Source organism: Mycobacterium sp. E1386 (assembly GCF_001672745.1).
In the GTDB taxonomy this organism is placed as follows: Bacteria; Actinomycetota; Actinomycetes; order Mycobacteriales; family Mycobacteriaceae; genus Mycobacterium.
In genome coordinates, this window is record NZ_LZKH01000175.1 from 72499 (window position 1) to 98387 (window position 25889).

Below are 25889 nucleotides of genomic sequence, written 5' to 3' on the forward strand. Positions count from 1 at the left end.
ACCCCGGCATTCGGATGAGTCGTCACGTGCTGTAGACCATCCACAACGGAAGCACCGAGTCCAGGTAGTCCATGAACTTCTTGAGGCCTACGCGGTATTGCCCGTAGCCGTACGGATCTTCGGCGTACTCCGGGAAGGCGATGCCCAGCCCGAACAGGCCGGGGGCAAGGATTCCGTTCATCCGGTTGTATTGCAGCGGGCCCCACTGGGGCGTCTCGGGCAGCTTCCGCGGCTCGAAACCGACCGTGTAGACGACACGGTCGCACTCGGCGAGCTTCTCTTCGAATTCCGGGCTCGAAACCCAGCACCTCTCCAATCGCTCCGGATACACCCCGTCGATGTTCTCGCGCGCCCACTCGGCGGCACGGCCTTTGAGGCCGGTGTCATCGAATAGGATCCAATCATCCAGGTAGACAGCGTATTTGAGCGGGCTGCGGTAGAAATTGATCACCCTGCCGACCGGGAGCCGCAGCAGGTGCGGTAACGCGATCATCGACGAGTGCGACGAGCCGAAGACGGCAACCGTCGCGCCCTGCAGCGGCACCTCGGCGAGCTTGTCGGCATCGAGGGCGACCTCGACCGGAATCTCGTCGAGGGGATAGTCCAGCCTCTTGGGGGCCGCGCCGATCGCGAGGATCACGTTGTCCGAGGTCAGTTCCGGATCCTGCGTTTCGATCCGCCAGCGCCGTCGCTGCAGGGACAGGGTGGTGGCCGTCGTCTCGAACGTGTGCACCCGTTCGCGCAGTTGCGCGGTGACCCACACCAATGGGTCTGCGACCAGGGCAAGGGCGCAGGTCTCCTCCGGGTCCACCTCGGCCAGCGGCAATGGCGGGGCTTGGGAGAACCGAAAGGCCCCAGAGCCATTCAGGAAACTCATGAACGTCCCGGCAATGGTGTTGCTGGACACCGACCGCCACTTACCGCCCAGGTCTCCGGCGGCGAAGGCCGGATCGACCCAGGCGACCTTGTCAGGCGGTACGCCCTGATCGAGCAGCCTTCCGACCGCGGCAATTCCGGCGGGTCCGGCTCCGATCACTGTCCACGCGTAGGTCGCCATGTACTAGGTATAGAGGAGCGACGAGCCAAACGCTGAGTCGCGAGGTCGGCCGAACGGGACCAGCCGACCGTGGAATCCGCTCACACGATGTCAGCGAACATCAGCGCCGTGCCGGCGGCGGTGATCGCTTGAGTCAGGATTTGCGCGTGGGTGAGCCGAACGGCGCGCGGCATCAGGTTCGTCCAGCGCCGCGCCATCCAGCGGTACGCCCAATAGATCGCCACCGCGGCGAACCCGAGGGCCGCGGTCCAGTTCACGACCGCGACCCAGTCCGGGGCGGCCTCGAGCATGTGGTGTCCGGCGTGTTGCTGCCCCGACGCGACCTCGTGCGCGGTCATGTCCATCGCCCCGCCGTCGGGGTGGCCGGACCGACCCGGCAGGCTGCCGTTCATCGCCCCGTACATCCAGGCCATCGCCGCCATCATCGCGGCGTAGTAGTAGTTCGTCAGCCGACCATCGGCGGCCCCTGGCGCATGGCCGGCAATGCCGGCAAACCAGGCCCCGCCCAGCAGGAAGCACATGGCCGTCGCGACGGTCGGCAGATTCATTCCCACGCCCCAGGCCATCAAGATCATCACGGCCGACATCGCCAGGTGTAGCAGCTGGCTGACCATGCCCGTCCAGCAGCGGCGTTGAGCGACAAGGAAATACGCGTAGGCAGCAAAGCTTACGGCGAACAGCGCCGTCACCACCCACCGCAACGTGTTATCCACCAACCCGCCTTTCTCTGGTGGCCCGCCCGGCATCGGCCTAGTGCCCGAAGCCGGTTCCGATCTCGGTCATCGCACGACAGTACCCCCATAGGGTATCTTCGCCCTAGGCGACACCCGGGCAGTCTTAAAACCGCAACGCGAAACCGACTGATCCGACCCGCCTTTGGGGCCTGCCGTTCAGGCCAGCCAGGCTGCGGCGTCGGGCGCGAGTTTGCCGTCGACCAGCGGGGCGCTGGCGACGATCAGCTCTCCGGGCGGCAGGGGGATCGGCCGGCGGCCGGCGTTCACCACACACACCGCCCCGCCGCCGCGGCGCCGGAAGATCAGCGCATCACGTGGCGCGTCCAACCAATCGATGTCCTGGCCGTCGAATTCGGGGCGCTCCTTGCGCACTTTGATGACGCGCTGGAAAAACGCGAAGGTCGACTCGGGGTCCGCCAGCTGCCTCTCGACGGTCAGTGCAGCCCAGTCTTGCGGCATCGGTAGCCACGTGTCGGGCGATGAGGAGAACCCGAACGGGGGAGCGTCGCCCGACCACGGGATCGGGACCCGGCACTTGTCCCGGCCTCGCTCGGTATGCCCCGAGCGTTCCCATGTCGGGTCCTGCAGCACCTCGTCGGGTAGCTCGACGTCCGGCAGCCCGAGTTCCTCGCCGTTGTAGACGAACACCGCTCCCGGCAGCGCCAGCATCACCATCGCCATCGCGCGCGCCCGGCGCAGCCCGATCTCACCGTCGCCGTAGCGGGTGACCTCGCGGCCCACGTCGTGGTTGGACAATGTCCACGTGGGGGTGGCGTTCTCAATTGCCGTGGCCGCCAACGAGTTCTCGATCGCGTCGTGAATCTCGGCAGCGTCGAAGTCGATCTGCGCCAACCGGAAATTGAAGCCGAGGTGAAGTTCGTCGGGCCGCAGATACTCCGCCCACCGCATGTTGTCGGTCACCCACACCTCGCCGACGGTCACCGCCCCGGGATAGTCGTCGACGACCGAGCGGATGCCCCGGTGGATCTCGTGCACGCTCGGGTGATTGAAGCGCGGGTCGTCGTCGTTGTGGTGCAACACCCTGCTGTCGCCCCGCGCGTCGGGCAGGCCCGGCGGTTTCGCCATGCCGTGGGCCACGTCGATGCGGAACCCGTCGACGCCGCGTTCCAGCCAGAACCGCAGTGTCTTCTCGAAGTCGTCGAAGATGTCCGGTTGCTCCCAGTTCAAGTCCGGCTGTTCGGCGTCGAAGAGGTGCAGGTACCACTGGCCGGGATTGCCGTCCGGTTCGACCACCCTGGTCCAGGCGGGCCCACCGAACACCGACTTCCAGTTGTTCGGCGGCAGCTCGCCGTGGGCGCCGCGCCCGTCGCGGAAGAAATAGCGCTCCCGTGCCTCCGTGCCCCGACCGGCCGCCAGCGCGGCCTGGAACCAGGGGTGCGCCGAGCTGCTGTGGTTGGGCACCACGTCCATGGTGATCTTGATGCCCCGCTCGTGTGCGGCGGCCACCAGCCGCTCGAACGCCGCCATCCCGCCGAACAGCGGGTCGATGTCCCGGGGATCCGCCACGTCGTAGCCGTGGTCGGCCATCGGCGAGACGGTGACCGGGTTGAGCCAGATCGCGTCGACGCCGAGCCGTTCCAGGTGGTCCAGCCGGGCCGTCAGGCCGTCCAGATCGCCTACGCCGTCGCCGTTGCTGTCGGCGAACGACCGCGGATACACCTGATAGAAGACCGCGTTTGACCACCACGGCTTGGAGGAGCTCATCCCACCCCGCTCAGTTTCGCGGACCGACATCACAAGGCCGCGTTGACCAGCGAGTGGGCGGCCATCTCAAGGTAATCGAGCAACTGACGCCGGTGCTCGTCGTCGAGGGTCTCCGAGTCGATCGAGGCGACGGCGATGTGCATGCAGCGCAGCCAGGCGTCGCGCTCGATGGGGGTGATGCGGAACGGGACATGGCGCATCCGCAGCCGGGGATGACCCCGCCGGTCGGAGTAGGTGCGCGGGCCACCCCAGTACTGCTCGAGGAACATGCGCAACCGTTCCTCGGCGCCCGCCAAGTCGTCTTCGGGGTACAGCTGGCGCAGGATTTCGTCCTCGGCGACCTGGGCATAAAAGCGGGACACGATCGCATGAAAGGTTTCGGCACCGCCGACGGCGTCATAGAAGGACTGTGGCTCGGAATCCATCGCCTCCATTGTGGTCCATCGCGGCGGCGGCGGCCCGAGCCGGGCCGAGGACACAGCCGCTGTTCACCCGGACGACATGCCGTTCACCTGCAATAGGGGTGCGATTGGCGGCGAATCATGGTGGACTATCCGCGGAGGATCTATGGCGCAGGGCAAGAGACGCCGCAGCCACCGCAGTTCCGGTGCCGCGGCAGGGTTAACCGGGCCCCCGACCGCGTCATGCCTGCATAGCGTCGACACCCATCCCCCCACCCGCCAAGACAGCGCGTCCCTGTGGAGTCGCCGGCGGGTGCTGCTGCTGAATTCGACCTACGAGCCGCTGACCGCGTTGCCGATGCGGCGGGCCATCGTGATGGTCATCTGCGGGAAGGCCGACGTGGTCCACCACGACCCGGCCGGACCGGTGATCCACTCGGCCACCAGCTCGATCATGGTGCCCTCGGTGATTCAGCTGCGGACCTATGTCCGCGTCCCGTACCGGGCCCGCGTCCCGATGACCCGGGCGGCGCTGATGCACCGGGACCGATTCTCCTGCGCCTATTGCGGGGCCAAGGCCGACACCGTCGACCACGTGGTGCCGCGCAGCCGCGGCGGCGACCACTCCTGGGAGAACTGCGTCGCCTGCTGCTCGACGTGCAACCACCGCAAGGGCGACAAGCTGCTCACCGAACTCGGCTGGGTGCTGCGCCGGACGCCGCTGCCGCCGACGGGGCAGCACTGGCGACTGCTCTCGACGGTCAAGGAGCTCGACCCGGCCTGGGCGCGCTATCTCGGCGAAGGCGCGGCCTGACCAATCTCGTGTCCGGGTGTGCCGCGAGAACACCCAGTGGGATACGGTTTTCGTCGTGAGCATGCTGGAGATTCACGCGTACTTCATCGGGATACCGTTGCTGCTGGTGGCCGTGCTGGCGGTGCTGATCTGGTCGCACAAGGGACCGCACCCGGCGACCTACAAGCTGCCGGAGAAGTGGACGCATCCGCCGATCCTTTGGGCGGCCACGGACGAAGACGTCGGCCACACCCACGGCGGGCACGGCGGACACGAATTCTCAGTTGGAGGTGGCGCCAGTGGCACATGGTGATGTGGCGACGAGGGAACCTGCCGAGCTGCCCAACGGCTGGGTGATCACCACCAGCGGGCGGCTCTCCGGGGTCACCGAGCCAGGCGAGCTCTCGGTTCATTTTCCGTTCCCGATCAAGGACCTCGTCGCCATCGACGACGCGCTGAAGTTCGGATCCCGGGCATCGAAGGCACGGTTCGCCATTTACCTCGGTGACCTGGGCAGTGACACCGCCGCGCGGGCTCGCGAGATCCTGGCGAAGGTGCCCACCCCGGACAACGCGGTGCTGCTGGCGGTCTCGCCCGACCAGAAGGTCATCGAGGTGGTCTACGGCTCCCAGGTCCGCGGTCGCGGCGCCGAGTCGTCCGCGCCACTGGGCGTCGCCGCCGCGTCGTCGGCGTTCGAGCGGGGCGATCTGGTGGACGGACTGGTCAGCGCGATCCGCGTCCTCAGCTCGGGGATCTGCCCGGCCTAGCGGCGTAGCCGGGCGCGGCGGGTCGTCACCGTCGGCCTAGTCGGTCGCGTCGAACTTGCGTGCCCGCAAGGCCCGCTTCACCCCGGCCTGGCCCTCGAGCACCAGCCGCCGCAACGCCGGCGGCACCTCGGGGGCGGACAGGAACTTGTCGGCGGCCGCGATGCCGGCCTCGCTGATGTTCCAGTGCGGGTACAGGCCGATCACCACCGTTTGCGCGACTTCGCTGGAACGCCGCGCCCACACGCCCGGTATCGCCTCGAAGTAGCGGTCGGTGAACGGCGTGAGCAAGTCGTGCTGCCCGGCCGGGGCGAAGCCCGCGATGATGCTGCGGGCGGTGATGTTGGCCAGGGTGTCGTCCTCGATCACCGTGGTCCAGGCGTCCTCCTTGACCTGTGGCTGCGGCCGCGCCGTCGCCGCCTGGGCGCCGTTCCGCTTGCCGGCGGCGGTCGGATCGCGCTGGACCTCCGCGTCGATGAAGGGCGTGGCCGGCCCATCCGCGTCGATTTCTCCGGCGCTGGCGAGCGCGGTCACGATGCGCCACCGCAGGTCGGTGTCGATCGCGAGGCCGGCCAGCCCCAACTCGGCCGGGTCGTGGTCGAGCAGGTCCGCCAGCGCCACGACGTGCCGGGTGGACAGCACCGACGAACACAGGGTGTTGACGAAGGCGAGCTGGTGATCGGAGCCGGGGTCGGCGGCACGCGCCAGCTCCAGCAGCCGATCGGCGAATTGCGGCCACCCGTGCTCCCGCGCCCAGTCCGGCTCGGCGTAGGAAGCCAGCGCCGTCTGCGCCTGCAGCAGCAGCCGCTGCGCCACACCGACCTCCGTTTCGGCGTGCACGCCGCCCGAGACCAGCGCCACGAAGTCGCGGGCGCGCAGTTCGGCCTCGCGTGTCATCTCCCACGCCGCCGACCACACCAGGGAGCGCGGGAGTGGCTCGGCGATGTCGGCGATCCGCCGCAGCGCCGTCCGCAGCGACTCGCCGTCCAGCCGCAGTGAGCAATACGTCAGATCGTCGTCGTTGACCAGCACCAGCTGGCCACGCGAAACACCAACGAGGGCAGGCACTTCCGTGACAGGACCCTCGACGTCGAGTTCTTCGCGCCGGACCCGCAGCAGCTTACCCGCGCCATCGTCGTCGTAGATCCCGATCGCCAGCCGGTGCACTCGGGTTTCACCGGCACCCGGGGCGGCGCCACTCTGTGTCACCGCGAACCGGGTGAACCGGCCATCCGCGTCGACATCGAAATCCGGCCGCAGCGTGTTCAATCCGGTCGTCTTCAACCACTGCCGGCCCCAGTCGGACAGGTCCCGGCCGGACGCCTTCTCCAGCGCGGCCACCAGGTCGTCGAAAGTGGCGTTGCCGAACGCGTGGGTGCGGAAGTAGTCGCGCAGCCCCGCCAGGAAGTACTCCAGCCCGACGTAGGCGACGAGCTGTTTGAGGACGGACGCGCCCTTGGCGTAGGTGATGCCGTCGAAGTTCACCTCGACGGCGGCCAGATCGGGGATATCCGCGGCTATCGGATGGGTGGACGGCAGCTGGTCTTGGCGGTACGCCCAAGACTTCTCGACCGTCGCGAACGTCGTCCAGGCCTCGGTGAATTCGGTGGCCTCCGCCTGGCACAGCACCGACGCGAACGTCGCGAACGACTCGTTGAGCCACAGGTCGTCCCACCAGGTCATGGTGACGAGGTCACCGAACCACATGTGCGCCATCTCGTGCAGCACGGTTTCGGCGCGGCGCTCGTAAGAGGCCCGGGTGACCTTGCTGCGAAAGACGTAGTCCTCCAGGAAGGTCACCGCGCCCGCGTTTTCCATTGCGCCGGCGTTGAATTCGGGCACAAACAGCTGATCGTATTTGCCGAACGCATACGGCAGCCCAAAGTTCTTGTGGTAGAAGGCGAATCCCTGCTTGGTCTGGGTGAACAGCCGCTCGGCATCCATGTGGCGCGCCAACGATTCCCGGCAGAAGATGCCCAGCGGGATCTCGCCGTGTTCGTCGGCGTAGGTGTCCTTCCACTCGGCGTACGGGCCGGCGACGAGGGCCACCAGGTAGGTGCTCATCCGCGGAGTGGTGGCGAAGACGTGCACGCCGTCTTCGATGGACACCGTCGCGCCGTTGGAAACCACCTTCCAGTGTTTGGGTGCCGTCACCCGCAGGTCGAACGTCGCCTTGAGGTCGGGTTGGTCGAAGCAGGCGAACATGCGCTTGGCGTCGGCGGTTTCGAATTGCGAGTAAAGGTAGGTCTCGTTGTCGACCGGATCGACGAAGCGATGCAACCCCTCGCCGGTGTTGGAGTAGCGGCAGTCCGCGTCGACCACGAGGACGTTGCGTTTCTCCAGACCGCGCAACGCGATGCCCGTCGATTCGTCGTAGCCGGATACATCCAGGTCATGGCCGTTGAGGCTGGCGCTGCGCACCGTCTCGGCGGCGAGGTCGATGTACGAGTCGGCACCGGGAAGCGCGTCGAACACCACCGTGGTGGTGGAGCGGAACGTCCGTTCGCCGGGTGCGCCGGAACCATCGGTGACATCGAGGTCGATCTGGTAGCTGTCGACGGTGATCAGGGCGGCGCGTTCGACGGCCTGGTCCCGGGTGAGATTAGGAAGAGCCACGCGTCCAACTTACGTGCCCGCCGCGCATCTCGGCCGGTGCGGGAACAGGGGCGCGGCGCCTACGGTTGTGCTGAACGGTGTACCGACCGACGAGAGGACTGCGCTATGGCTGAGAAGGCTGCCGAGAAAGACCAAGCCGATTTCTGGTTCGACCCGCTGTGCCCGTGGTGCTGGATCACTTCGCGTTGGATCCTCGAGGTGGAAAAGGTCCGAGACATCGAGGTGCACTTTCACGTCATGAGCCTGGCGATCCTCAACGAGAACCGCGAAGGCCTTCCCGACAAATACCGCGAAATGATGAAGCACGCCTGGGGTCCGGTGCGCGTGGCGATCGCCGCCGAGCAGGCCCACGGCGAGGGCGTGCTCGACCCGCTGTACACCGCCATGGGCACCCGGATTCACAACGAGGACAACAAGAACCTCGAGGAAGTCATCAAGTTGTCGCTCGCCGACGCCGGTCTGCCCGCGGAGCTCGCGGAGGCTGCGAACAGCGAGGCGTACGACGACGCCCTGCGCAAGAGCCACCACGCCGGCATGGACGCCGTCGGCGACGACGTCGGCACGCCGACCATTCACGTCAACGGGGTGGCGTTCTTCGGGCCGGTGCTCTCGAAGATCCCCCGCGGCGAGGAGGCCGGCAAGCTATGGGATGCGTCGGTGACCTTCGCGTCCTACCCGCACTTCTTCGAGCTCAAGCGGACCCGCACCGAGAAGCCCGAATTCGACTGATAGGCGGCCCGTGTAAGGATTGCGGGCATGCGCGTCTACCTCGGCTCTGACCACGCCGGATTCGAGCTCAAGCAGCAGATCATCGAGCACCTCAAAGCGTCCGGGCACGAGCCGATCGATTGTGGCGCCTTCGCGTATGACGCCGAGGACGATTACCCGGCGTTCTGCATCGCGGCCGCGACACGCACGGTGGCCGACCCCGGCAGCCTGGGCATAGTGCTGGGCGGTTCGGGCAACGGCGAACAGATCGCGGCCAACAAGGTGCCGGGAGCCCGCTGCGCGCTGGGGTGGAGCGTCGAGACGGCGACCCTGGCCCGCGAGCACAACAACGCGCAATTGATCGGGATCGGCGGTCGCATGCACACGGTCCCCGAGGCGTTGGCCATCGTGGATGCCTTCCTGAGTGCGCAATGGTCCAAAGCCGAACGCCACCAACGACGTATCGACATCCTCGCCGAGTACGAGCGCTCTCACCAGGCGCCGCCGGTGCCCGGCGCGCAGGGCTGAGGCGCGCATGCCCGAAGGGCATACCCTGCACCGCCTGGCCCGGCTGCATCAGCGCCGCTTCGGTGGGGCGCCCGTGGCGGTGTCGAGCCCGCAGGGCCGCTTCGTCGATGCGGCCGTGGTGGACGGGCGCGTGTTGCGCCGCACCAGCGTCTGGGGCAAACACCTGTTCCACCACTACGGGCCCCATCAAGGCGGTCCGATCGTGCACGTGCACCTGGGCCTCTACGGCGCCTTCACCGAATGGCCGCACGACGGAGCGGTCCTTCCCGAACCGGTCGGGCAGGTGCGGATGCGAATGGTCGGCGCCGACTACGGAACCGACTTACGCGGGCCGACGGTCTGCGAGGTGATCGACGAGGGCCAGGTTTCCGACGTGCTGGCCAAGCTCGGTCCCGACCCGCTGCGCAACGACGCCGATCCGTCCTGGGCGTGGAATCGAATCACCAAGTCCCGCAGGCCCATTGGCGCACTGCTGATGGACCAGACCATCGTCGCCGGCGTCGGCAACGTCTATCGCAACGAACTGCTCTATCGCCACCACATCGACCCGTTCCGTGCCGGCCGCGACATCGGCGAGGCGGAGTTCGCCGCGGCGTGGACCGATCTGGTGGCGCTGATGAAGGTCGGCTTGCGCCGGGGCAAGATCATCGTGGTGCGGCCCGAACACGACCACGGGCCGCCGTCGTACCGGCCCGGGCGGCCCCGGACGTATGTCTACCGGCGCGCCGGCGAGGCCTGCCGGGTCTGTGGAGATTCGATCCGCACGGCCGTGCTCGAGGGGCGAAACGTGTTCTGGTGCCCTACCTGCCAGAAATGACGGGCCGCGGTTCGCCGGACCCTAGATGACGCCGAGCGCCGCGTAGACCTCGTTGCTCAGCGCCAGGCTGCGCGGGTCCGCGTTGGCCTTGGTGGCGTCGAACCGGTTCGCCACGTACGCGTAGCCGATCCGGTGTTCGAGATCGACGAACCCGAACGACCCCCCGAGCCCGCCATGGCCGAAGATCCGCGGGTTGGGCCCGTTCACGCACCGCTGGTTGAGCATGTAGCCCAAACCCCAGCCGTGATCGGCGACCCGTGGCCCGAGCACCAAGTCGGTCTCCAGGCCACCCTGGCACTGCCGCACCAGCTCCATATGCTCGCGGCTGAGCACCTTCTCCTGGGCGAGCGCGTTGTAGAACGTCGCCAATCCCAGGGCCGACACTTGCCCGTTCGTGCCGGGAAACTCGAGTTCGCGCCACAGCTGCAGGTCGTGGGAGCCCAGCTCGTCGTCTGGCGCGAAACCCATGGAGATCGACAACCCCGCCTTCGGGTGCTCGGCCAGGCTGGTCGGGTAGCCGGGCGCTTGCGCGTCGGCCAGCAGGTCGCGGGCGTGCGGCTTGTTCACCCGCTCGGCGCAGCGGCGTTGCTCGGCCAGGGGCAGCCCGATGTGGACGTCCGCGCCGAACGGTTCGGCGATCTCGGTGCGCAGGTACTGGCCGATCGTCCGGCCCGTGACGCGGCGGAATACCTCGCCGACGATGAATCCGAAGGTGGTCATGTGGTAGCCCTGGGCGGTGCCGGGCTCCCAATATGGCTCCGCGGCGGCAAGCTGCGCGCAGACGAAGTCCCAGTCGGCGACGTCTTCCCAGCGCATCCGGGTGCGGGGGCCGATCACGCCGGACCGGTGGCTCATCACCATCGCCAGCGTGATGTCTTGTTTGCCCGCCTGGCCGAACTCGGGCCAGTAATGGGCCACGGGGGCCTGCAGGTCCAGCTCGCCGCGGTCGGCCAGCTGGTGGACACAGGTGGCCGACAGGCCCTTGGTGCCGGACAACACCGTGGTCAGGGTGTTCTGCTGCCAGGGTCGGGTACGGGCCGCGTCGGCCCAGCCGCCCCAGAGATTGACGACGAGGGACCCGTCTACCCACACTGCGACGGCCGCGCCAACTTCATCGCCCAGCGCGAAGTTGCGCTCGAAAGCGTCGCGCACCCCGACGAAGTCCGACGCGCATGAGCCACGGATTGCCGCGTCCGTTGTTAGGTCGCTCATGGCGCCTTTCTATGGAGCAGATCCTCACCCCGAGCGGGCGACGGGAATCGAACCCGCGTAGCTAGTTTGGAAGACTAGGGCTCTACCATTGAGCTACGCCCGCATGTGCCAGTCGAGCGTGACTGTAGCTGTCGACGAAGATCAAATCTAATCGACGCGGTCTTGTGATCGCTCCGTGAGGGTCCGCGAGGTCGTCGCGAAGCCTGTGGCCAACCCGCACGCGAGGGGCCTTAGGATCATCGAGGTCAGCGCGGGGTGTAGCGCAGCTTGGTAGCGCATCCGCTTTGGGAGCGGAAGGCCGCAGGTTCAAATCCTGTCACCCCGACCAGCACGACCCCGTGCCGCATACACACGGCCCACCGAACGCCAGGAACGACCACCGAGGAGCACCCCCGTGAAGAGCACCGTCGAGCAGTTGAGCCCCACCCGGGTCCGCATCAATGTGGAGGTGCCGTTCTCCGAACTCGAGCCCGATTTCCAGCGCGCCTACCGGGAGCTGGCCAAGCAGGTGCGGCTTCCCGGCTTCCGGCCCGGTAAGGCGCCGGCGAAGTTGCTGGAGGCCCGCTTCGGCCGGGAGGCGCTGCTCGACCAGGTCGTCAACGAGGCGCTGCCCGCGCGGTACGGGCAGGCGGTCGTCGATTCGGAAGTGCAGCCCCTGGGCCAGCCCGAGATCGAGGTCACCAAGAAGGAGTACGGCGAGGAGCTGGCGTTCACCGCCGAGGTCGACGTCCGCCCCAAGATCGACCTGCCGGACCTCGGCACGCTGAAGATCTCGGTGGACCCCATCGACGTCAGCGACGAGGACGTCGACGCCGAACTGGAGTCGCTGCGCGCCCGGTTCGGCACGCTGACCGGCGTGGACCGGCCGGTGGCCACCGGGGACTTCGTCTCCATCGACCTCTCGGCCACCATCAACGGCGAAGAGGTGCCGGGGGCCGCCGCGGAGGGCCTGTCCCACGAGGTCGGGTCGGGCCGGCTCATCGCCGGCCTCGACGACGCGCTGGTCGGGCTGTCGGTCGATGAGTCCCGTGAGTTCACCGCCCAGATGGCGGCCGGCGAGCATGCGGGGCAGGACGCGCAGGTGACGGTCACGGTCAAGTCGATCAAGCAACGCGAGCTTCCCGAGCCCGATGACGAGTTCGCCCAATTGGCCAGCGAGTTCGACACCATCGAGGAGCTGCGGTCGAGCCTGCGCGACCAGGTGGGGCGGGTCAAGCGCGCCCAGCAGGCCGACCAGATTCGCAACGCCGCGCTGGACGCGCTGCTCGAACAGGTCGACGTGCCGCTGCCGGAAGCGATCGTCAAGGCGCAGGTCGACAGCTCGCTCCACGACGCGCTGCACAGCCTCGACCACGACGAAGCCAAGCTCGAAGAGGCGCTCGCCGGGCAGGGAAAGACCCGTGAAGAGTTCGAGACCGAGACGCGCACCGCCGCGGAGACGGACGTCAAGAGGCAGCTGCTGCTGGATGCGCTGGCCGACGAGCTGGAGGTGCAGGTCGGCCAGGACGACCTGACCGAACGGCTGGTTGCGACGTCTCGGCAATACGGCATCGAGCCGCAGCAGCTGCTGGGCTACCTGCAGGAGAACAACCAGCTGCCGGCCATGTTCGCCGACGTGCGGCGCGGGCTGGCCATCGCCGAGGTGGTGCGGGCGGCGACGGTCACCGACACCGACGGCAACGCCATCGACACCAGTGAGTTCTTCGGCAAGCGTTCGGACGATGCCGAGCCGGCGGGCGAGGCCGAGGAAGCTGGAGACGCCGACGACGCCGACGCCCCCGGCGACGAAACGGAGTGACCGGTTTGACGCTGTGAGCGAAAGCGCCCAATTGAGGGGGAGCGTGGCCGCGAAACAGTGGGCTCGGTTGGTTAGTGTCGGTGAATAGAAGAACTCGAGAAAGCAGGTAACCCAGTCGTGTCTGACATGCGTTCGCCCTCGCAAGGGCTCAACCTCACGGACTCGGTCTATGAGCGCTTGCTCTCCGAGCGCATCATCTTCCTGGGTTCGGAGGTGAACGACGAGGTCGCCAACCGGCTGTGCGCGCAGATCCTGTTGCTCGCCGCCGAGGACGCCGACAAGGACATCTCGCTGTACATCAACTCCCCGGGCGGATCGATCAGCGCCGGCATGGCCATCTACGACACCATGGTGCTGGCGCCCTGCGACATCGCCACCTACGCGATGGGCATGGCGGCCTCGATGGGCGAGTTCCTGCTCGCGGCCGGCACCAAGGGCAAGCGCTACGCGCTGCCGCACGCGCGCATCCTGATGCACCAGCCGCTCGGCGGGGTGACGGGCAGCGCGGCCGACATCGCCATCCAGGCCGAGCAGTTCCACGTCATCAAGAAGGAGATGTTCCGGCTGAACGCCGAATTCACCGGGCAGTCGATCGAACGCATCGAGGCCGATTCCGATCGCGACCGCTGGTTCACCGCCCAGGAAGCACTGGAATACGGGTTCGTCGACCACATCATCACGCGCGCCGCCCACATCACCAACGGAGAAGCCCAGTGAGTACTCAGCACCCTCAGACCCAGCCGCAGGCGCGCTACATCCTGCCGTCGTTCATCGAGCACTCCAGCTTCGGCGTCAAGGAGTCGAACCCCTACAACAAGCTGTTCGAGGAGCGCATCATCTTCCTCGGCGTCCAGGTGGACGACGCGTCGGCGAACGACATCATGGCGCAGCTGCTGGTGCTGGAGTCGCTGGACCCCGACCGCGACATCACCATGTACATCAACTCTCCCGGCGGCGGCTTCACCTCGCTGATGGCGATTTACGACACCATGCAGTACGTGCGCGCCGACATCCAGACGGTGTGCCTGGGCCAGGCCGCCTCTGCCGCGGCGGTGTTGCTGGCCGCTGGAACTCCCGGCAAGCGGATGGCGCTGCCCAACGCGCGGGTGCTGATCCACCAGCCGTCGCTGCAGGGCGTGATCCAGGGCCAGTTCTCCGATTTGGAGATCCAGGCCGCCGAGATCGAGCGGATGCGCACGCTGATGGAGACCACGCTGGCCCGCCACACCGGTAAGGACGCCGCGACGGTCCGTAAGGACACCGACCGCGACAAGATCCTGACCGCCGAAGAGGCCAAGGACTACGGGATCATCGACACCGTTCTGGAGTACCGGAAGCTCTCCGCGCAGAACGCCTAGGTCCCCTCGCCGAACGTGCTCTCATGGCGAGATTTCAGCCGATTTACCGCCCTCAGAGCACGTTCGGCAACACGGTCGTCACCTCGGCGATGTCGGCCGGCCCGACCCGGCAGCAGCCGCCGACGATGCGGGCCCCTGCCGTCACCCACTGTGCGGCCAGCCGCGCGGAGAACGAACGCGGCCCCGCCCAGCCCGTGCCGTTCCACCGCTCGCCGCTGTTGGGGTAGACGATCACCGGCTTGCCGGTTGCCGAGGCGATCTCGATCGCCGGCAGCACGTCCTCGGGTGCGCAGCAATTGACGCCGATCGCGACGATCTCGCGCACCCCGGCGGCGACGGCGAACGCCTCGGCCAGCGGTTGCCCGGCCCGGGTCCGGGCGCCGTTGATGGTGTAGCTGAGCCAGGCCGGCGCGCCGACGGAACGGACCAGATCGACCAGCGCCTCGGCCTCGTCGATGTCGGGCACGGTTTCGCACGCCAGCACGTCGGCGCCGGCGCCGGCCAAGGTCTCCAGCCGCGGCCGGTGCCATCGCCGCAGGGCCGCCACGGATAGGCCGTAGTGTCCGCGGTATTCGGATCCATCGGCCAATGCGGCGCCGTACGGGCCGACCGACGCGGCGACGAGAAGCCCGCTCACGCCCACCTCGGCACGCGCGGTCTTCGCGAGTTCGACGCTGCGGCGCAGCAGCCCGGCGGCTTCGGCTCGGTCGATCCCGCGGGAAGCGAAGCCCTCGAACGACGCCTGGTAGCTCGCCGTCGTCGCGATCGCGGCGCCCGCGCGATAAAACGCGGCGTGGACGGCGACGATTTCGTGCGGCGCGTCGGCCAGCAGCCTGGCCGACCACAACGCATCGGAGAGGTCGTGACCGCGCGCCTGGAGCTCGGTGGCCAAACCACCATCGCTGATCAGTACCGATCCGCTGATCAGAGCCATTCCCACCCGGCCACTGTAGGGTGATTTCTTGGGGATCTGCCCGGGCTTCGCTGGGGTCGGCATCCCCGGCGGAAGTGGCAATCGGTCGGCGCACCAGCCTCGGTCGGGTAACGACCGCGACACGCCAAAGACACGCAAAGCGCGTCTTTCGCGAGTGACGGGCGCCGTCTGGCTATATGTTTCATCAAGACGAACATGCATGAATACCACCGACGCGATTCGGCGCTAACGGTCGCGTCGGGCCCGATCTAGCGGGTAGCGTCGGGGGATACATGCGGCACGGCTACACGAACGGCGAAAAGGAAGTAGGCCCTCAGCAACATGGCGCGCATCGGAGACGGCGGTGACCTGCTGAAGTGCTCGTTCTGCGGGAAGAGCCAAAAGCAGGTCAAGAAGCTCATTGCTGGCCCCGGTGTGTACATCTGCGACGAGTGCATCGACCTCTGTAACGAGATCATCGAAGAGGAGCTGGCCGACGCCGACGACGTCAAACTTGACGAACTCCCCAAGCCGGTTGAGATCCGGGAATTCTTGGAGGGCTACGTCATCGGGCAGGACACCGCCAAGCGGACGCTGGCCGTCGCCGTCTACAACCACTACAAGCGCATCCAGGCCGGGGAGAAGGGCCGCGACTCCCGGCACGAGCCGGTTGAGCTGACCAAGTCCAACATCTTGATGCTCGGTCCCACCGGCTGCGGCAAGACCTACCTGGCGCAGACGCTCGCCAAGATGCTCAACGTGCCGTTCGCCATCGCCGACGCCACCGCGCTTACCGAAGCCGGATACGTCGGTGAGGACGTCGAAAACATTCTGCTCAAGCTCATTCAGGCCGCCGACTACGACGTCAAGCGCGCCGAGACCGGAATCATCTACATCGACGAGGTCGACAAGATCGCCCGCAAGAGCGAGAACCCGTCGATCACCCGCGATGTCTCCGGCGAGGGTGTGCAGCAGGCGCTGCTGAAAATCCTTGAGGGCACGCAGGCATCGGTTCCCCCGCAGGGCGGCCGCAAGCACCCGCACCAGGAGTTCATCCAGATCGACACCACCAACGTGCTGTTCATCGTCGCGGGGGCGTTCGCCGGCCTGGAGAAGATCATCTACGAGCGCGTCGGCAAGCGGGGCCTGGGCTTCGGCGCCGAGGTGCGCTCGAAGGCCGAGATCGACACCACCGACCACTTCGCCGAGGTCATGCCCGAGGACCTGATCAAGTTCGGTCTGATACCCGAGTTCATCGGCCGGCTGCCGGTGGTGGCCTCGGTGACCAACCTGGACCGCGAGTCGTTGGTCAAGATCCTCTCCGAGCCGAAGAACGCTCTGGTAAAGCAATACACCCGGCTGTTCGAGATGGACGGCGTGGAGCTCGAGTTCACCGACGACGCGCTCGAGGCGATCGCCGACCAGGCGATCCACCGCGGCACGGGTGCCCGCGGTCTGCGCGCCATCATGGAAGAGGTCCTGCTGCCGGTGATGTATGACATCCCGAGCCGCGACGACGTCGCCAAGGTCGTGGTGACCAAGGAGACCGTGCAGGACAACGTGCTGCCGACGATCGTCCCGCGCAAGCCGTCGCGCACCGAGCGCCGCGACAAGAGCGCCTAACACCCCTTGCGGTCGAGCGGCCGCGCATTTGGGTACTAGATGCGCATGCCGGCCGCCGCTGCCACCCCCAGCCCCGTTACGCGCCGGCTGACGGGCGCGCTCGACCTGCTGAACTTCCTGCTGGCCGATGTCCGCGACGGGCTGGGCCCCTACCTGTCGATCTACCTGCTGCTGGCCCACCACTGGGATCAGGCGTCGATCGGGTTCGTCATGGCGGTCGGCGGGATCGGGGCGATCGTCGCGCAGGCACCGGCCGGCGCGTTGGTGGACCGGAGTACGGCGAAACGGGCGCTGATCATCGTCGGCGCGTTGACCATCACGGCCGGTTCGTTGGCGATGCCGTTGTTCCCCGGCTTCTATTCGATCTCGGTATTGCAGGCCCTCACCGGCATCGCCGGCTCGGTCTTCGCCCCGGCGCTGGCCGCGATCACCTTGGGCGTCGTGGGTCCCCGTTACTTTTCCCGGCGAATCGGGCGCAACGAGTCGTTCAACCATGCGGGGAACGCGTCGGCCGCCGCCGTCACCGGCGGGCTGGCCTATTTCTTCGGGCCGGTGGTGGTGTTCTGGGTGCTTGCCGTCATGGCGGCCGCCAGTGTGCTTGCGACGCTGCGGATTCCGGCCGACGCGATCGACCACGACGTCGCCCGGGGCATGGACCACGTGCCGGGAGGGCCGCACGAGACGCCGTCCCGGATCGCGACGCTGCTGCACAACCGCAGGCTGATGCTCTTCGCCGCGACGGTCATTGCGTTCCACTTCGCCAACGCCGCGATGCTGCCGCTGGTCGGCCAGCTGCTGGCGCTGCACAACAAGGACGTCGGGACCGCGCTGATGGCGGGCTGCATCGTCGCCGCGCAGGTGGTCATGGTGCCGGTGGCATACTTCGCCGGAGCCAAGGCCGATTCGTGGGGACGGAAGCCGATCTTCCTGATTGGCTTCGCGGTGTTGGCCGCCCGCGGATTTCTCTACACCGCGTCCGGTAACCCGTACTGGTTGGTCGGCGTGCAGCTGCTGGACGGCATCGGGGCGGGCGTGTTCGGCGCGCTCTTTCCCCTCGTGGTCCAGGACGTGACGCACGGCAGCGGCCGGTTCAATGTCAGCCTCGGCGCCGTGACCGCCGCTACCGGGATAGGCGCCTCGGTGTCCAATCTTGTTGCGGGCTGGATCGTGGTGGCGGCCGGCTACAACGCCGCGTTCGCTTTCCTGGGAGCGCTCGCGGGCGCGGGCTTTCTGCTGTACCTGATCGCCATGCCCGAAACGGCGCCCAGAGAACTGGCCGCCACCGCGCAGAAGTGACCAATACCACACTTTTCAAGCGTCGGCGGCACTGTCCCCCGGCTGACATCGCTTTTAGGTGCAAAACCGCTGCATGTAATGGATTAGAGACGACCATTCTCGTCTTAGAGAGTCTTAAAGAAGTGCCATAATTGGTACCACCACTGACACACAGCGCGAGGGCGCGGGACTCGCTTGAACAGCGCGTAACCTAAAGCTCCAGCAGCGAAGTGCCTATCCGGATGACGAATGGAAGGCGGATACGTGGATCCGAACGGCAGCGGAGCCGGGTCTGATTCTCACAACGGCTCGAACGGGTCGCCTTCCGGTGGCGGGTCTGACCGTCAACGCCTGGAGCAAGTCGTCATTCGCTTCGCCGGGGACTCCGGCGACGGGATGCAGCTGACCGGCGACCGGTTCACCTCGGAGGCAGCGCTTTTCGGTAACGACCTGGCGACCCAGCCGAACTATCCCGCTGAGATCCGCGCCCCCGCAGGCACCCTGCCCGGCGTCTCGTCCTTCCAGATTCAAATCGCCGATTACGACATCCTGACCGCCGGTGACCGCCCCGACGTGCTCGTCGCGATGAACCCGGCGGCGCTCAAGGCCAACCTGGGCGACCTTCCGCGCGGCGGCATGGTGATCGCCAACTCCGACGAGTTCACCAAGCGCAACCTGACCAAGGTGGGTTACGTAACGAACCCCCTCGAGTCCGACGAGTTGTCCGACTACGTCGTGCATTCGGTCGCGATGACCACCCTGACGCTGGGCGCCGTCGAGGCGATCGGCGCGTCGAAGAAAGACGGTCAGCGCGCCAAGAACATGTTCGCGCTGGGTCTGCTGTCGTGGATGTACGGCCGCCCGATCGAGACCAGCGAGAAGTTCATCCGGGAGAAGTTCGCCCGCAAGCCCGACATCGCCGAGGCCAACGTCTTGGCGCTCAAGGCGGGCTGGAACTACGGCGAAACAACCGAGGCGTTCGGCACCACCTACGAGGTGTCGCGGGCGACATTGCCCGCTGGCGAATACCGCCAGATCTCCGGCAACACCGCGATGGCCTACGGCATCGTCGCGGCGGGGAAGCTGGCCGACATTCCGGTGGTGCTCGGCAGTTACCCGATCACGCCGGCGTCGGACATCCTGCACGAGCTGTCCAAGCACAAGAACTTCGACGTCATCACCTTCCAGGCCGAGGACGAGATCGGCGGCATCTGCGCCGCAATCGGCGCCTCGTACGGCGGTGCCCTCGGAGTGACAAGCACATCGGGCCCGGGGATCTCACTGAAGTCCGAAGCGTTGGGTCTCGCGGTGATGACCGAATTGCCCTTGCTGGTCATCGACGTTCAGCGCGGCGGGCCCTCGACCGGCCTGCCGACCAAGACCGAGCAGGCCGACCTGCTGCAGGCGTTGTACGGCCGCAACGGCGAGTCGCCGGTTGCCGTGCTGGCGCCCCGCTCGCCGTCCGACTGCTTCGAAACCGCGCTCGAGGCGGTGCGCATCGCGGTCTCGTATCACACCCCGGTGATCGTGTTGTCCGACGGCGCGATCGCCAACGGCTCGGAGCCGTGGCGCATTCCGGACGTCGGCACACTGCAGCCGATCAAGCACACGTTCGCCAAGCCGGACGAGCCGTTCCAGCCCTACAACCGCGATCCCGAGACCCTCGCGCGCCAATTCGCCGTACCGGGCACCCCGGGCCTCGAGCATCGGATCGGTGGCCTGGAAGCGGCCAACGGCTCGGGCGCCATCTCCTATGAACCGGTCAACCACGACCTCATGGTTCGGTTGCGGCAGGCCAAGATTGACGGCATCTCGGTTCCCGACCTCGAGGTCGACGACCCGACCGGAGACGCCGAGCTGCTGCTGATCGGCTGGGGCAGCTCGTACGGCCCGATCGGTGAAGCCTGCCGGCGCGCGCGACGCAAGGGCGTCAAGGTCGCGCACGCGCACCTGCGCTACCTGAACCCGTTCCCGGCGAACCTGGGTGATGTGTTGCGGCGCTACCCGATGGTGGTGTGCCCGGAAATGAACCTGGGCCAGCTCGCTTTGCTGCTTCGCGGCAAGTACCTGGTCGACGTGCAATCGGTGAGCAAGGTTCAGGGCGTCGCATTCCTCGCCGACGAAATCGGGCGTGTCATCCGCGCTGCGCAGGGCGGCACGCTGGCCGAAATCGAGCAAGACAAGACGATGGTCGCCAGAATGGCGGCAGCAACGGTTGGAGCGGGAGCTATCGAATGACCGACCTGATGGGAAACCTGGCAGGCACGGACCTTGGGCTGACCCCGAGGCTGAAGAAGAACGATGGTGTGCCCACCACGGATCAACCGCAGAAGGGCAAGGACTTCACCAGTGACCAAGAGGTCCGTTGGTGTCCCGGGTGTGGGGACTACGTCATCCTCAACACCATCCGCAACTTCCTGCCCGAGCTCGGGCTGCGTCGCGAGAACATCGTGTTCATCAGCGGCATCGGTTGTTCGAGCCGGTTCCCGTATTACTTGGAGACGTACGGATTTCACTCGATCCACGGACGCGCGCCGGCCATCGCGACCGGCCTGGCGCTGGCCCGCGAGGACCTGTCGGTGTGGGTGGTCACCGGCGACGGCGACGCGTTGTCGATCGGTGGCAACCACCTCATCCACGCGCTGCGCCGCAACGTCAACATCACGATCTTGTTGTTCAACAACCGGATCTACGGGCTGACCAAGGGCCAGTACTCGCCGACGTCGGAGGTCGGCAAGATCACCAAGTCGACGCCGATGGGATCGCTGGACCACCCGTTCAATCCGGTGTCGTTGGCGCTGGGTGCCGAGGCGACGTTCGTCGGCCGTGCGCTCGACTCAGACCGCAACGGACTGTCCGAGGTGTTGCGCGCCGCCGCCGAGCACCGCGGCGCCGCGGTCGTCGAAATCCTGCAGGACTGCCCGATTTTCAACGACGGCTCCTTCGACGTGCTGCGCAAGGAGGGCGCCGAGGAACGGGTGATCAACATCCGCCACGGCGAGCCGATCACCTTCGGCGCCGACGGCGAGTACTGCGTGGTGAAGTCCGGCTTCGGCCTCGAATTCGCCAAGACCGCCGACGTGTCCGTCGACGAGATCATGGTGCACGACGCGCACACCGACGACTCGGCCTACGCCTTCGCGTTGTCGCGCCTCTCCGATCAGAATCTCGATCACACCGTGCTCGGAATCTTCCGCGATGTCAGCCGGCCCACGTACGACGACGCGGCGCGCTCGCAGGTGCAGGCCGCCCGGGCCGCGAAGCCGTTCGACGACGCCGCCCTGCAGTCGCTGCTGCGTGGTCGCGACACCTGGACCGTCGACTGACGTGGGCGACACGAGTTCACTGGCCGGCGTAGTGCTCGCCGGCGGCGCATCGCAGCGAATGGGGCGTGACAAAGCGAGCCTGCCGGTGCCCGGGTCCGCGGGCTCCGACGCGACCACGATGGTCGAACACGTCGTCGGCATCCTCCAACAGCGTTGCGACCCAGTCCTTGTCATGGCCGCCCAAGGCCAGCCGTTGCCCGAACTGCACGCTCGGGTCATGCGCGACGAACTGCGCGGCCTGGGCCCGCTGCCGGCGACGGGGCGGGCATTGCGCGCGGCCGCCGATGCCGGCGCCCGGCTCGCGTTTGTCTGCGCCGTCGACATGCCGTTCCTGGCGGTCGAACTCATCGACGACCTCGCCCGCCGGGCGCTGGAGACCGGTGCGGAAGTGGTGCTGCCCTGGGACGGCCAGGACCACTACCTTGCCGCGGTGTACCGGACAGACCTGGCCGACCGGGTCGACGCATTGGTGGCCGCCGGCGAGCGCAAAATGCGTGCCTTGGTGGACTCATCGGATGCCCAGCGCGTCGTGACATCGGATTCGCGGTGGCTGACCAACGTCAACACCGACGCCGAGCTCCGCGCCCTCGCACAGCCCCGGCGCTGACGGCGATCTTGCGCGCGCGTCGAAATCGCGTCGCATAAATTCTGCGTTAAATTCGAGCACCGACAACGCGCGCGAATATCCAAGCTTATTCGACATAAGACGAGTGCGCCGCTTCGACAGCGGCCAAGTGACGCGGCATCGGCGGAATAGGTAATCCGCGCGCGGAGCGTGATCTGTTGGCGCACCGCAAGTTTCAGGCCGATTGTCCGTTGCTTCATTGGAAGTCGCGGTGTCTATGCATCTGCCGCCAACCCGAATCGCCGATCCCGTGAGCAAATTGGCGTGGACGGCCGGGCGGCCCGCCGAGGTGTTCGCACGAGCGGCCGGCTTGCACGGTTGCGGCCTCGACGGTATGCGTAGGCCGATCGAAAAGCACTATGCGAGAACAATTTTCAGGGCATTCCCAGGGCTGGCGCGGCGATGCTCGCCGACGTGCACGCATGCTATTCGAACGATGCAAGTTAGCCAGCAGCACAACATAATTCGCTGACATGGTCGGGCGTGGCGCGTGACGAAGCAACGTAACTTGTTGTAGGCTGCGCCCCTTCGCGACCCCGGACCCGAGTCCGTTGGACCCGAAACGGCCCCAAGGCGGTACCGCAAATACGTGCGCCAGTTCACAAAATGGGCGTGATTCGGCTCACGATTTGAAAGGCCGTGCGATTGTTGGGTACTTCGCGGAAACGCGCGGTTGACCTGCCAGAATGGCGACGGTATTGCGCCGTGATCACCCCGTTACCGAAACGAGATGGACGTTTTCCGAAGATGACGAACGCGGCTGGTTCTCGTACGGTCCCTGTTAGCCCGCAACGGGTTACGGAAGAGTAACTGAAAACAGAATCACGGACCCGCGTGTGAGCGGGGCTGCGGACGGCCAAGGCCAGTCCGCGGCCGACGGGTAGCAGCCCGCCGGGCGATTCGAGCCCACCGCTGTCGTGCCGGAACAACTCGGCACGTTCCGAAGCAGGTTTCCCGCATCAACCAGAGACCGTCAGCCCACCCCCGTGGGCGTGACTTTGACCGCGCCCGTGCCGAATTCGGGGTCGACGTGTTCGTCGGCGACGATGAGGAGCTGCCGGTCGACGAAGGGGTGCGCCACGGTGGTGCCGACCAGGTGGCGGTACCGCTCGTCCTCGGGATGGACCGCGATGGCGGTGTCGCCGAGCATCGTCTCGACCCGCGTGGTGGCGACCACGATGTGGGGTTGCGAGTCGTCGAGGGAGCCGTAGCGGAACGACACCAGCTCGCCCTCGACCTCTTCGTAGTTGACTTCGATGTCGGAGAGCGCGGTTTCGAGCACGGGCGACCAGTTGACCAGGCGCTCGGCGCGGTAGATCAGGCCGGCGTCATAGAGCCGCTTGAAGATGGTGCGGACCGCCCGCGACAGGCCCTCGTCCATGGTGAAGCGATCGCGGCTCCAGGCCACCCCGTCGCCGAGCCGGCGCATCTGGCCGCTGATCGCACCGCCGGACTCGCGCTTCCAGTCCCAGACCTTTTCGACGAACAGTTCCCGGCCGAAGTCCTCTTTGGTCTTGCCGTCAAGCGCAAGTTGCTTTTCCACCACGCTCTGGGTCGCGATCCCGGCGTGGTCCATGCCCGGCTGCCACAGCACCTCATAACCCTGCATCCGTTTGCGACGGGTCAGGGCGTCCATCATCGTGTGTTCCAGCGCGTGACCCATGTGCAGGCTGCCGGTCACGTTCGGTGGGGGCAGCACGATCGAGTATCCCGGTTTGGCGCTCGTCGGGTCGGCCTCGAAGTAGCCCGCGTCGAGCCACTTCTGGTAGATCGCGCTTTCGGCGGCAGCGGGATCCCACGACTTGGGCAGGACGCTGGCGGGGCTGCGGCTGGCGGTCACCCGTCAATTCTAGGGAGCGCCGTTTACCCCGCTGTAAGTGCCCAAATCGCAGGTGAGCCGGGTCACTCGGAGAGCCGGTCAACCTGCAACGTCACACCGGCGGCGGGAAACCTGGCCAGCAGCGCGTCACCCATCGCGGCCGCGGGGGTGAGGACGCCATGCAGGTTCGGCAGCTTGTCGCGGTCGAGCGCGAGCGCGAGGCCGCACTCCCCCAACAGCACCGAAGTCGCCTTGTAGCCGGGGTCTCCGCGCTGCTCCATGCGCGCCACGTATCGGGCGCCGGTGGTCGTGGTGGCGTAGGTCTCGATCTTGTAATAGCCGCGCTCGCGCGCCGCCGCGCTGGGGCCGGTCCCGGGTTTGGGGACGATGCGCTCCACCAGCCGGCGGGGCAGCAGCCGGAAATAGCGGCTACCCAATCCGAATGTGGCGTTCGCGACGCCGCCCACCGCGGCCGACGCCAGCGGCGCAAGCGGCGACGACCCCAGGCTCATGCTCTCGGTGTAGCGGAACCGGCGGCCGTACGCCCAGTCCAGTAATGCGTTGCTGCGCCGCACGATACGGGTGTTGTAGGGGGCCATCACGAACCCCGACGTCCACAGGCCGGTCAGTTCCGGCGCGATCTGGCGACCGCGCCGCCACGGCAGGTCGGGCTGCGGCCCGATCTCGGGTTCGGCGCTGCGGTCGGTGCTGAGCGTGTACGGGTCGGCGAGTTGGCGACGCGCATCGGGATCGCGGGAAGCCGTGTCCAACACCTCCAGCATCGACGCGACGGTTCCCCCGGATACCCCACCCGAGAAGGACCGGACCACGAGGTCGGTGTCGGCGAGCTCTCCGGCGCCGTCATCCCGTGCCGCCCGGTATAGCGCATAGACACTGAGGTCCGAAGGGACGGAATCGAATCCGCAGGCATGCACGATGCGGGCACCGGTGTCGGTGGCCTGCTTGTGGTACAGGTCGATGCTCTCGCGGACGAACATGGCCTCCCCGGTCAGGTCGGCGTAGTCGGTGCCCGCCGTCGCGCACGCGGCGACCAACGGCAGCCCGTAACGGGTATATGGGCCGACCGTGGTGATGACGACCTGGGTGCGGGCCGCCATATCGTTGAGCGTCGACGGCGAGGATGCGTCGGCGGCGACAAGCGGCCAGGCCTGAGAGGACTCACCCAGCGTGTCGCGGACGGCTCGCAAGCGGTCGGTGGATCTGCCGGCCAGCGCCACGCGCGTGCCAGGCGAGGACCGGGCCAGGTATTCGGCGGTCAACTTCCCGACGAAGCCGGTCGCCCCGTACAACACGATGTCGAATTCGCGCGGCGTTGCGGTCACTGGCCCGACGCTACCCGACCCGCAGATAAGCAGATAAGTAGTGCCGGGCCACCAGGCCCGGCACTACTTACTACTGCGTTGTAGATGGTCAGCCGCGTCGCCCGCAGACCGGCCAGGCGCCGATGCCCTGCGAGTGCAGCACGTTCTCGGCCACCCGGATCTGCTCCTCACGGCTCGCGCCGGAGGGCGAACCCGACCCGCCGTTGGCGCGCCAGGTGCTCGGGGTGAACTGGAGGCCGCCGGCGAAACCGTTACCGGTACTGATCGACCAGTTGCCACCCGACTCGCACTGCGCGATGGCATCCCAGTTCACGCTGTACGCGTGGACCGGCGGAGGCGGCGGGGCCTCCGGGCCCGGAGGCGGCGGCAGGTTCGGGTCGAAGCCCGCGGGTGCCGGCGGCGGGGCGTCGGGCCAGTGACCGCAACGCCGCGCGAATTCGACATCGTGTTGTGG

General features: G+C 67.1%; 23 protein-coding genes, 2 tRNA genes and 1 pseudogene. 15 read left to right on the plus strand and 11 right to left on the minus strand.

Annotated features, from left to right (window positions below; genetic code table 11):
• Positions 1–22: 22 nt before the first annotated feature.
• The 4 genes from A5709_RS18030 to A5709_RS18045 all read right to left on the minus strand — a co-directional run bounded on the left by A5709_RS18030 (position 23) and on the right by A5709_RS18045 (position 3941).
• Positions 23–1036, minus strand: coding sequence for an FAD/NAD(P)-binding protein (locus A5709_RS18030; RefSeq protein WP_068008479.1), 1014 nt, complete (start codon positions 1034–1036; stop codon positions 23–25).
• A gap of 101 nt (positions 1037–1137) precedes the next feature.
• Positions 1138–1770, minus strand: coding sequence for a DUF5134 domain-containing protein (locus A5709_RS18035; protein WP_197520187.1), 633 nt, complete (start codon positions 1768–1770; stop codon positions 1138–1140).
• 177 nt (positions 1771–1947) lie between these two features.
• The gene (locus A5709_RS18040; RefSeq protein ID WP_082974151.1) at positions 1948–3516 is read right to left on the minus strand and encodes a glycoside hydrolase family 13 protein; all 1569 of its coding nucleotides are present in this window, start codon (positions 3514–3516) and stop codon (positions 1948–1950) included.
• A 29-nt stretch (positions 3517–3545) separates the two neighbouring features.
• Positions 3546–3941, minus strand: coding sequence for a globin (locus tag A5709_RS18045; protein WP_046184463.1), 396 nt, complete (start codon positions 3939–3941; stop codon positions 3546–3548).
• 142 nt (positions 3942–4083) lie between these two features.
• Between A5709_RS18045 and A5709_RS18050 the strand changes: the two genes are divergently transcribed.
• The 3 genes from A5709_RS18050 (at position 4084) to A5709_RS18060 (ending at position 5477) form a co-directional block, all read left to right on the plus strand.
• The gene (locus A5709_RS18050; protein WP_066958390.1) at positions 4084–4731 is read left to right on the plus strand and encodes an HNH endonuclease; all 648 of its coding nucleotides are present in this window, start codon (positions 4084–4086) and stop codon (positions 4729–4731) included.
• Positions 4732–4795: 64 nt separating this feature from the next.
• Positions 4796–5023, plus strand: coding sequence for a hypothetical protein (locus A5709_RS18055; protein WP_067947160.1), 228 nt, complete (start codon positions 4796–4798; stop codon positions 5021–5023).
• On the plus strand, positions 5010–5477 hold the full coding sequence (locus A5709_RS18060) for a DUF5130 domain-containing protein (RefSeq protein WP_068121285.1): 468 nt from the start codon (positions 5010–5012) through the stop codon (positions 5475–5477). Before A5709_RS18055 ends, A5709_RS18060 begins: the two co-directional genes overlap by 14 nt.
• A gap of 36 nt (positions 5478–5513) precedes the next feature.
• Here A5709_RS18060 and pepN read toward each other — a convergent pair whose 3' ends face one another.
• Positions 5514–8090: an aminopeptidase N gene (pepN, locus tag A5709_RS18065; protein WP_068121288.1), complete on the minus strand. Its 2577-nt coding sequence runs from the start codon at positions 8088–8090 to the stop codon at positions 5514–5516.
• A gap of 105 nt (positions 8091–8195) precedes the next feature.
• Between pepN and A5709_RS18070 the strand changes: the two genes are divergently transcribed.
• The 3 genes from A5709_RS18070 to A5709_RS18080 are packed head-to-tail and all read left to right on the plus strand — an operon-like array spanning position 8196 to position 10143.
• Positions 8196–8819: an Rv2466c family mycothiol-dependent reductase gene (locus tag A5709_RS18070; RefSeq protein WP_067946996.1), complete on the plus strand. Its 624-nt coding sequence runs from the start codon at positions 8196–8198 to the stop codon at positions 8817–8819.
• Positions 8820–8846: 27 nt separating this feature from the next.
• A complete protein-coding gene (locus A5709_RS18075) occupies positions 8847–9326 on the plus strand; it encodes a ribose-5-phosphate isomerase (protein ID WP_068121291.1) in 480 nt (159 codons plus the stop codon).
• A 7-nt stretch (positions 9327–9333) separates the two neighbouring features.
• Entirely contained in the window at positions 9334–10143 is an 810-nt protein-coding gene (locus A5709_RS18080; protein ID WP_068121295.1) for an Fpg/Nei family DNA glycosylase, read from the plus strand.
• A gap of 21 nt (positions 10144–10164) precedes the next feature.
• Here the strand turns inward: A5709_RS18080 and A5709_RS18085 are convergent, their stop codons facing one another.
• Complete coding sequence (locus tag A5709_RS18085) at positions 10165–11355, minus strand: serine hydrolase domain-containing protein (RefSeq protein WP_068121298.1); 1191 nt, start codon at positions 11353–11355, stop codon at positions 10165–10167.
• 32 nt (positions 11356–11387) lie between these two features.
• A tRNA-Gly gene (locus A5709_RS18090) sits at positions 11388–11458 on the minus strand.
• Between the two features lie 148 nt (positions 11459–11606).
• Between A5709_RS18090 and A5709_RS18095 the strand changes: the two genes are divergently transcribed.
• The 4 genes from A5709_RS18095 to clpP2 all read left to right on the plus strand — a co-directional run bounded on the left by A5709_RS18095 (position 11607) and on the right by clpP2 (position 14511).
• Positions 11607–11683 (plus strand) — tRNA-Pro (locus tag A5709_RS18095).
• Positions 11684–11749: 66 nt separating this feature from the next.
• Entirely contained in the window at positions 11750–13153 is a 1404-nt protein-coding gene (tig, locus tag A5709_RS18100) for a trigger factor (protein ID WP_068121301.1), read from the plus strand.
• A 126-nt stretch (positions 13154–13279) separates the two neighbouring features.
• Complete coding sequence (gene clpP1 / locus A5709_RS18105) at positions 13280–13870, plus strand: ATP-dependent CLP protease proteolytic subunit ClpP1 (protein WP_040622585.1); 591 nt, start codon at positions 13280–13282, stop codon at positions 13868–13870.
• Positions 13867–14511 carry an ATP-dependent CLP protease proteolytic subunit ClpP2 gene (gene clpP2, locus A5709_RS18110; RefSeq protein WP_067948328.1) on the plus strand — a complete coding sequence of 215 codons (645 nt, stop codon included), beginning with the start codon at positions 13867–13869 and terminating at the stop codon, positions 14509–14511. Before clpP1 ends, clpP2 begins: the two co-directional genes overlap by 4 nt.
• A gap of 52 nt (positions 14512–14563) precedes the next feature.
• Here the strand turns inward: clpP2 and mmuM are convergent, their stop codons facing one another.
• Positions 14564–15445 (minus strand): homocysteine S-methyltransferase, encoded by an 882-nt coding sequence (gene mmuM, locus A5709_RS18115; protein WP_082974153.1) that lies wholly within the window; start codon positions 15443–15445, stop codon positions 14564–14566.
• 321 nt (positions 15446–15766) lie between these two features.
• Between mmuM and clpX the strand changes: the two genes are divergently transcribed.
• From clpX to mobA, 5 genes are all read left to right on the plus strand, one after another.
• On the plus strand, positions 15767–17047 hold the full coding sequence (clpX, locus tag A5709_RS18120; protein WP_055400128.1) for an ATP-dependent Clp protease ATP-binding subunit ClpX: 1281 nt from the start codon (positions 15767–15769) through the stop codon (positions 17045–17047).
• Between the two features lie 45 nt (positions 17048–17092).
• Positions 17093–18343: an MFS transporter gene (locus tag A5709_RS18125; RefSeq protein WP_156768095.1), complete on the plus strand. Its 1251-nt coding sequence runs from the start codon at positions 17093–17095 to the stop codon at positions 18341–18343.
• A 243-nt stretch (positions 18344–18586) separates the two neighbouring features.
• The gene (locus A5709_RS18130; protein ID WP_156673159.1) at positions 18587–20560 is read left to right on the plus strand and encodes a 2-oxoacid:acceptor oxidoreductase subunit alpha; all 1974 of its coding nucleotides are present in this window, start codon (positions 18587–18589) and stop codon (positions 20558–20560) included.
• Positions 20557–21648, plus strand: a complete 1092-nt coding sequence (locus A5709_RS18135) for a 2-oxoacid:ferredoxin oxidoreductase subunit beta (protein ID WP_067211553.1) — start codon at positions 20557–20559, stop codon at positions 21646–21648. The genes A5709_RS18130 and A5709_RS18135 overlap by 4 nt, the downstream gene beginning before the upstream one ends.
• 1 nt (position 21649) lies before the next feature.
• Positions 21650–22255, plus strand: coding sequence for a molybdenum cofactor guanylyltransferase (gene mobA, locus A5709_RS18140; RefSeq protein WP_068008458.1), 606 nt, complete (start codon positions 21650–21652; stop codon positions 22253–22255).
• A gap of 1006 nt (positions 22256–23261) precedes the next feature.
• Here mobA and A5709_RS18145 read toward each other — a convergent pair.
• The 3 genes and pseudogenes from A5709_RS18145 to A5709_RS18155 form a co-directional block, all read right to left on the minus strand.
• A pseudogene (locus A5709_RS18145) lies at positions 23262–24113 on the minus strand (class I tRNA ligase family protein); the annotation flags it as partial.
• 62 nt (positions 24114–24175) lie between these two features.
• Positions 24176–25435: a trans-acting enoyl reductase family protein gene (locus tag A5709_RS18150; protein ID WP_068121308.1), complete on the minus strand. Its 1260-nt coding sequence runs from the start codon at positions 25433–25435 to the stop codon at positions 24176–24178.
• Positions 25436–25523: 88 nt separating this feature from the next.
• On the minus strand, positions 25524–25889 hold a 366-nt coding region (locus A5709_RS18155), incomplete at its 5' end, for a transglycosylase family protein (RefSeq protein WP_231986999.1).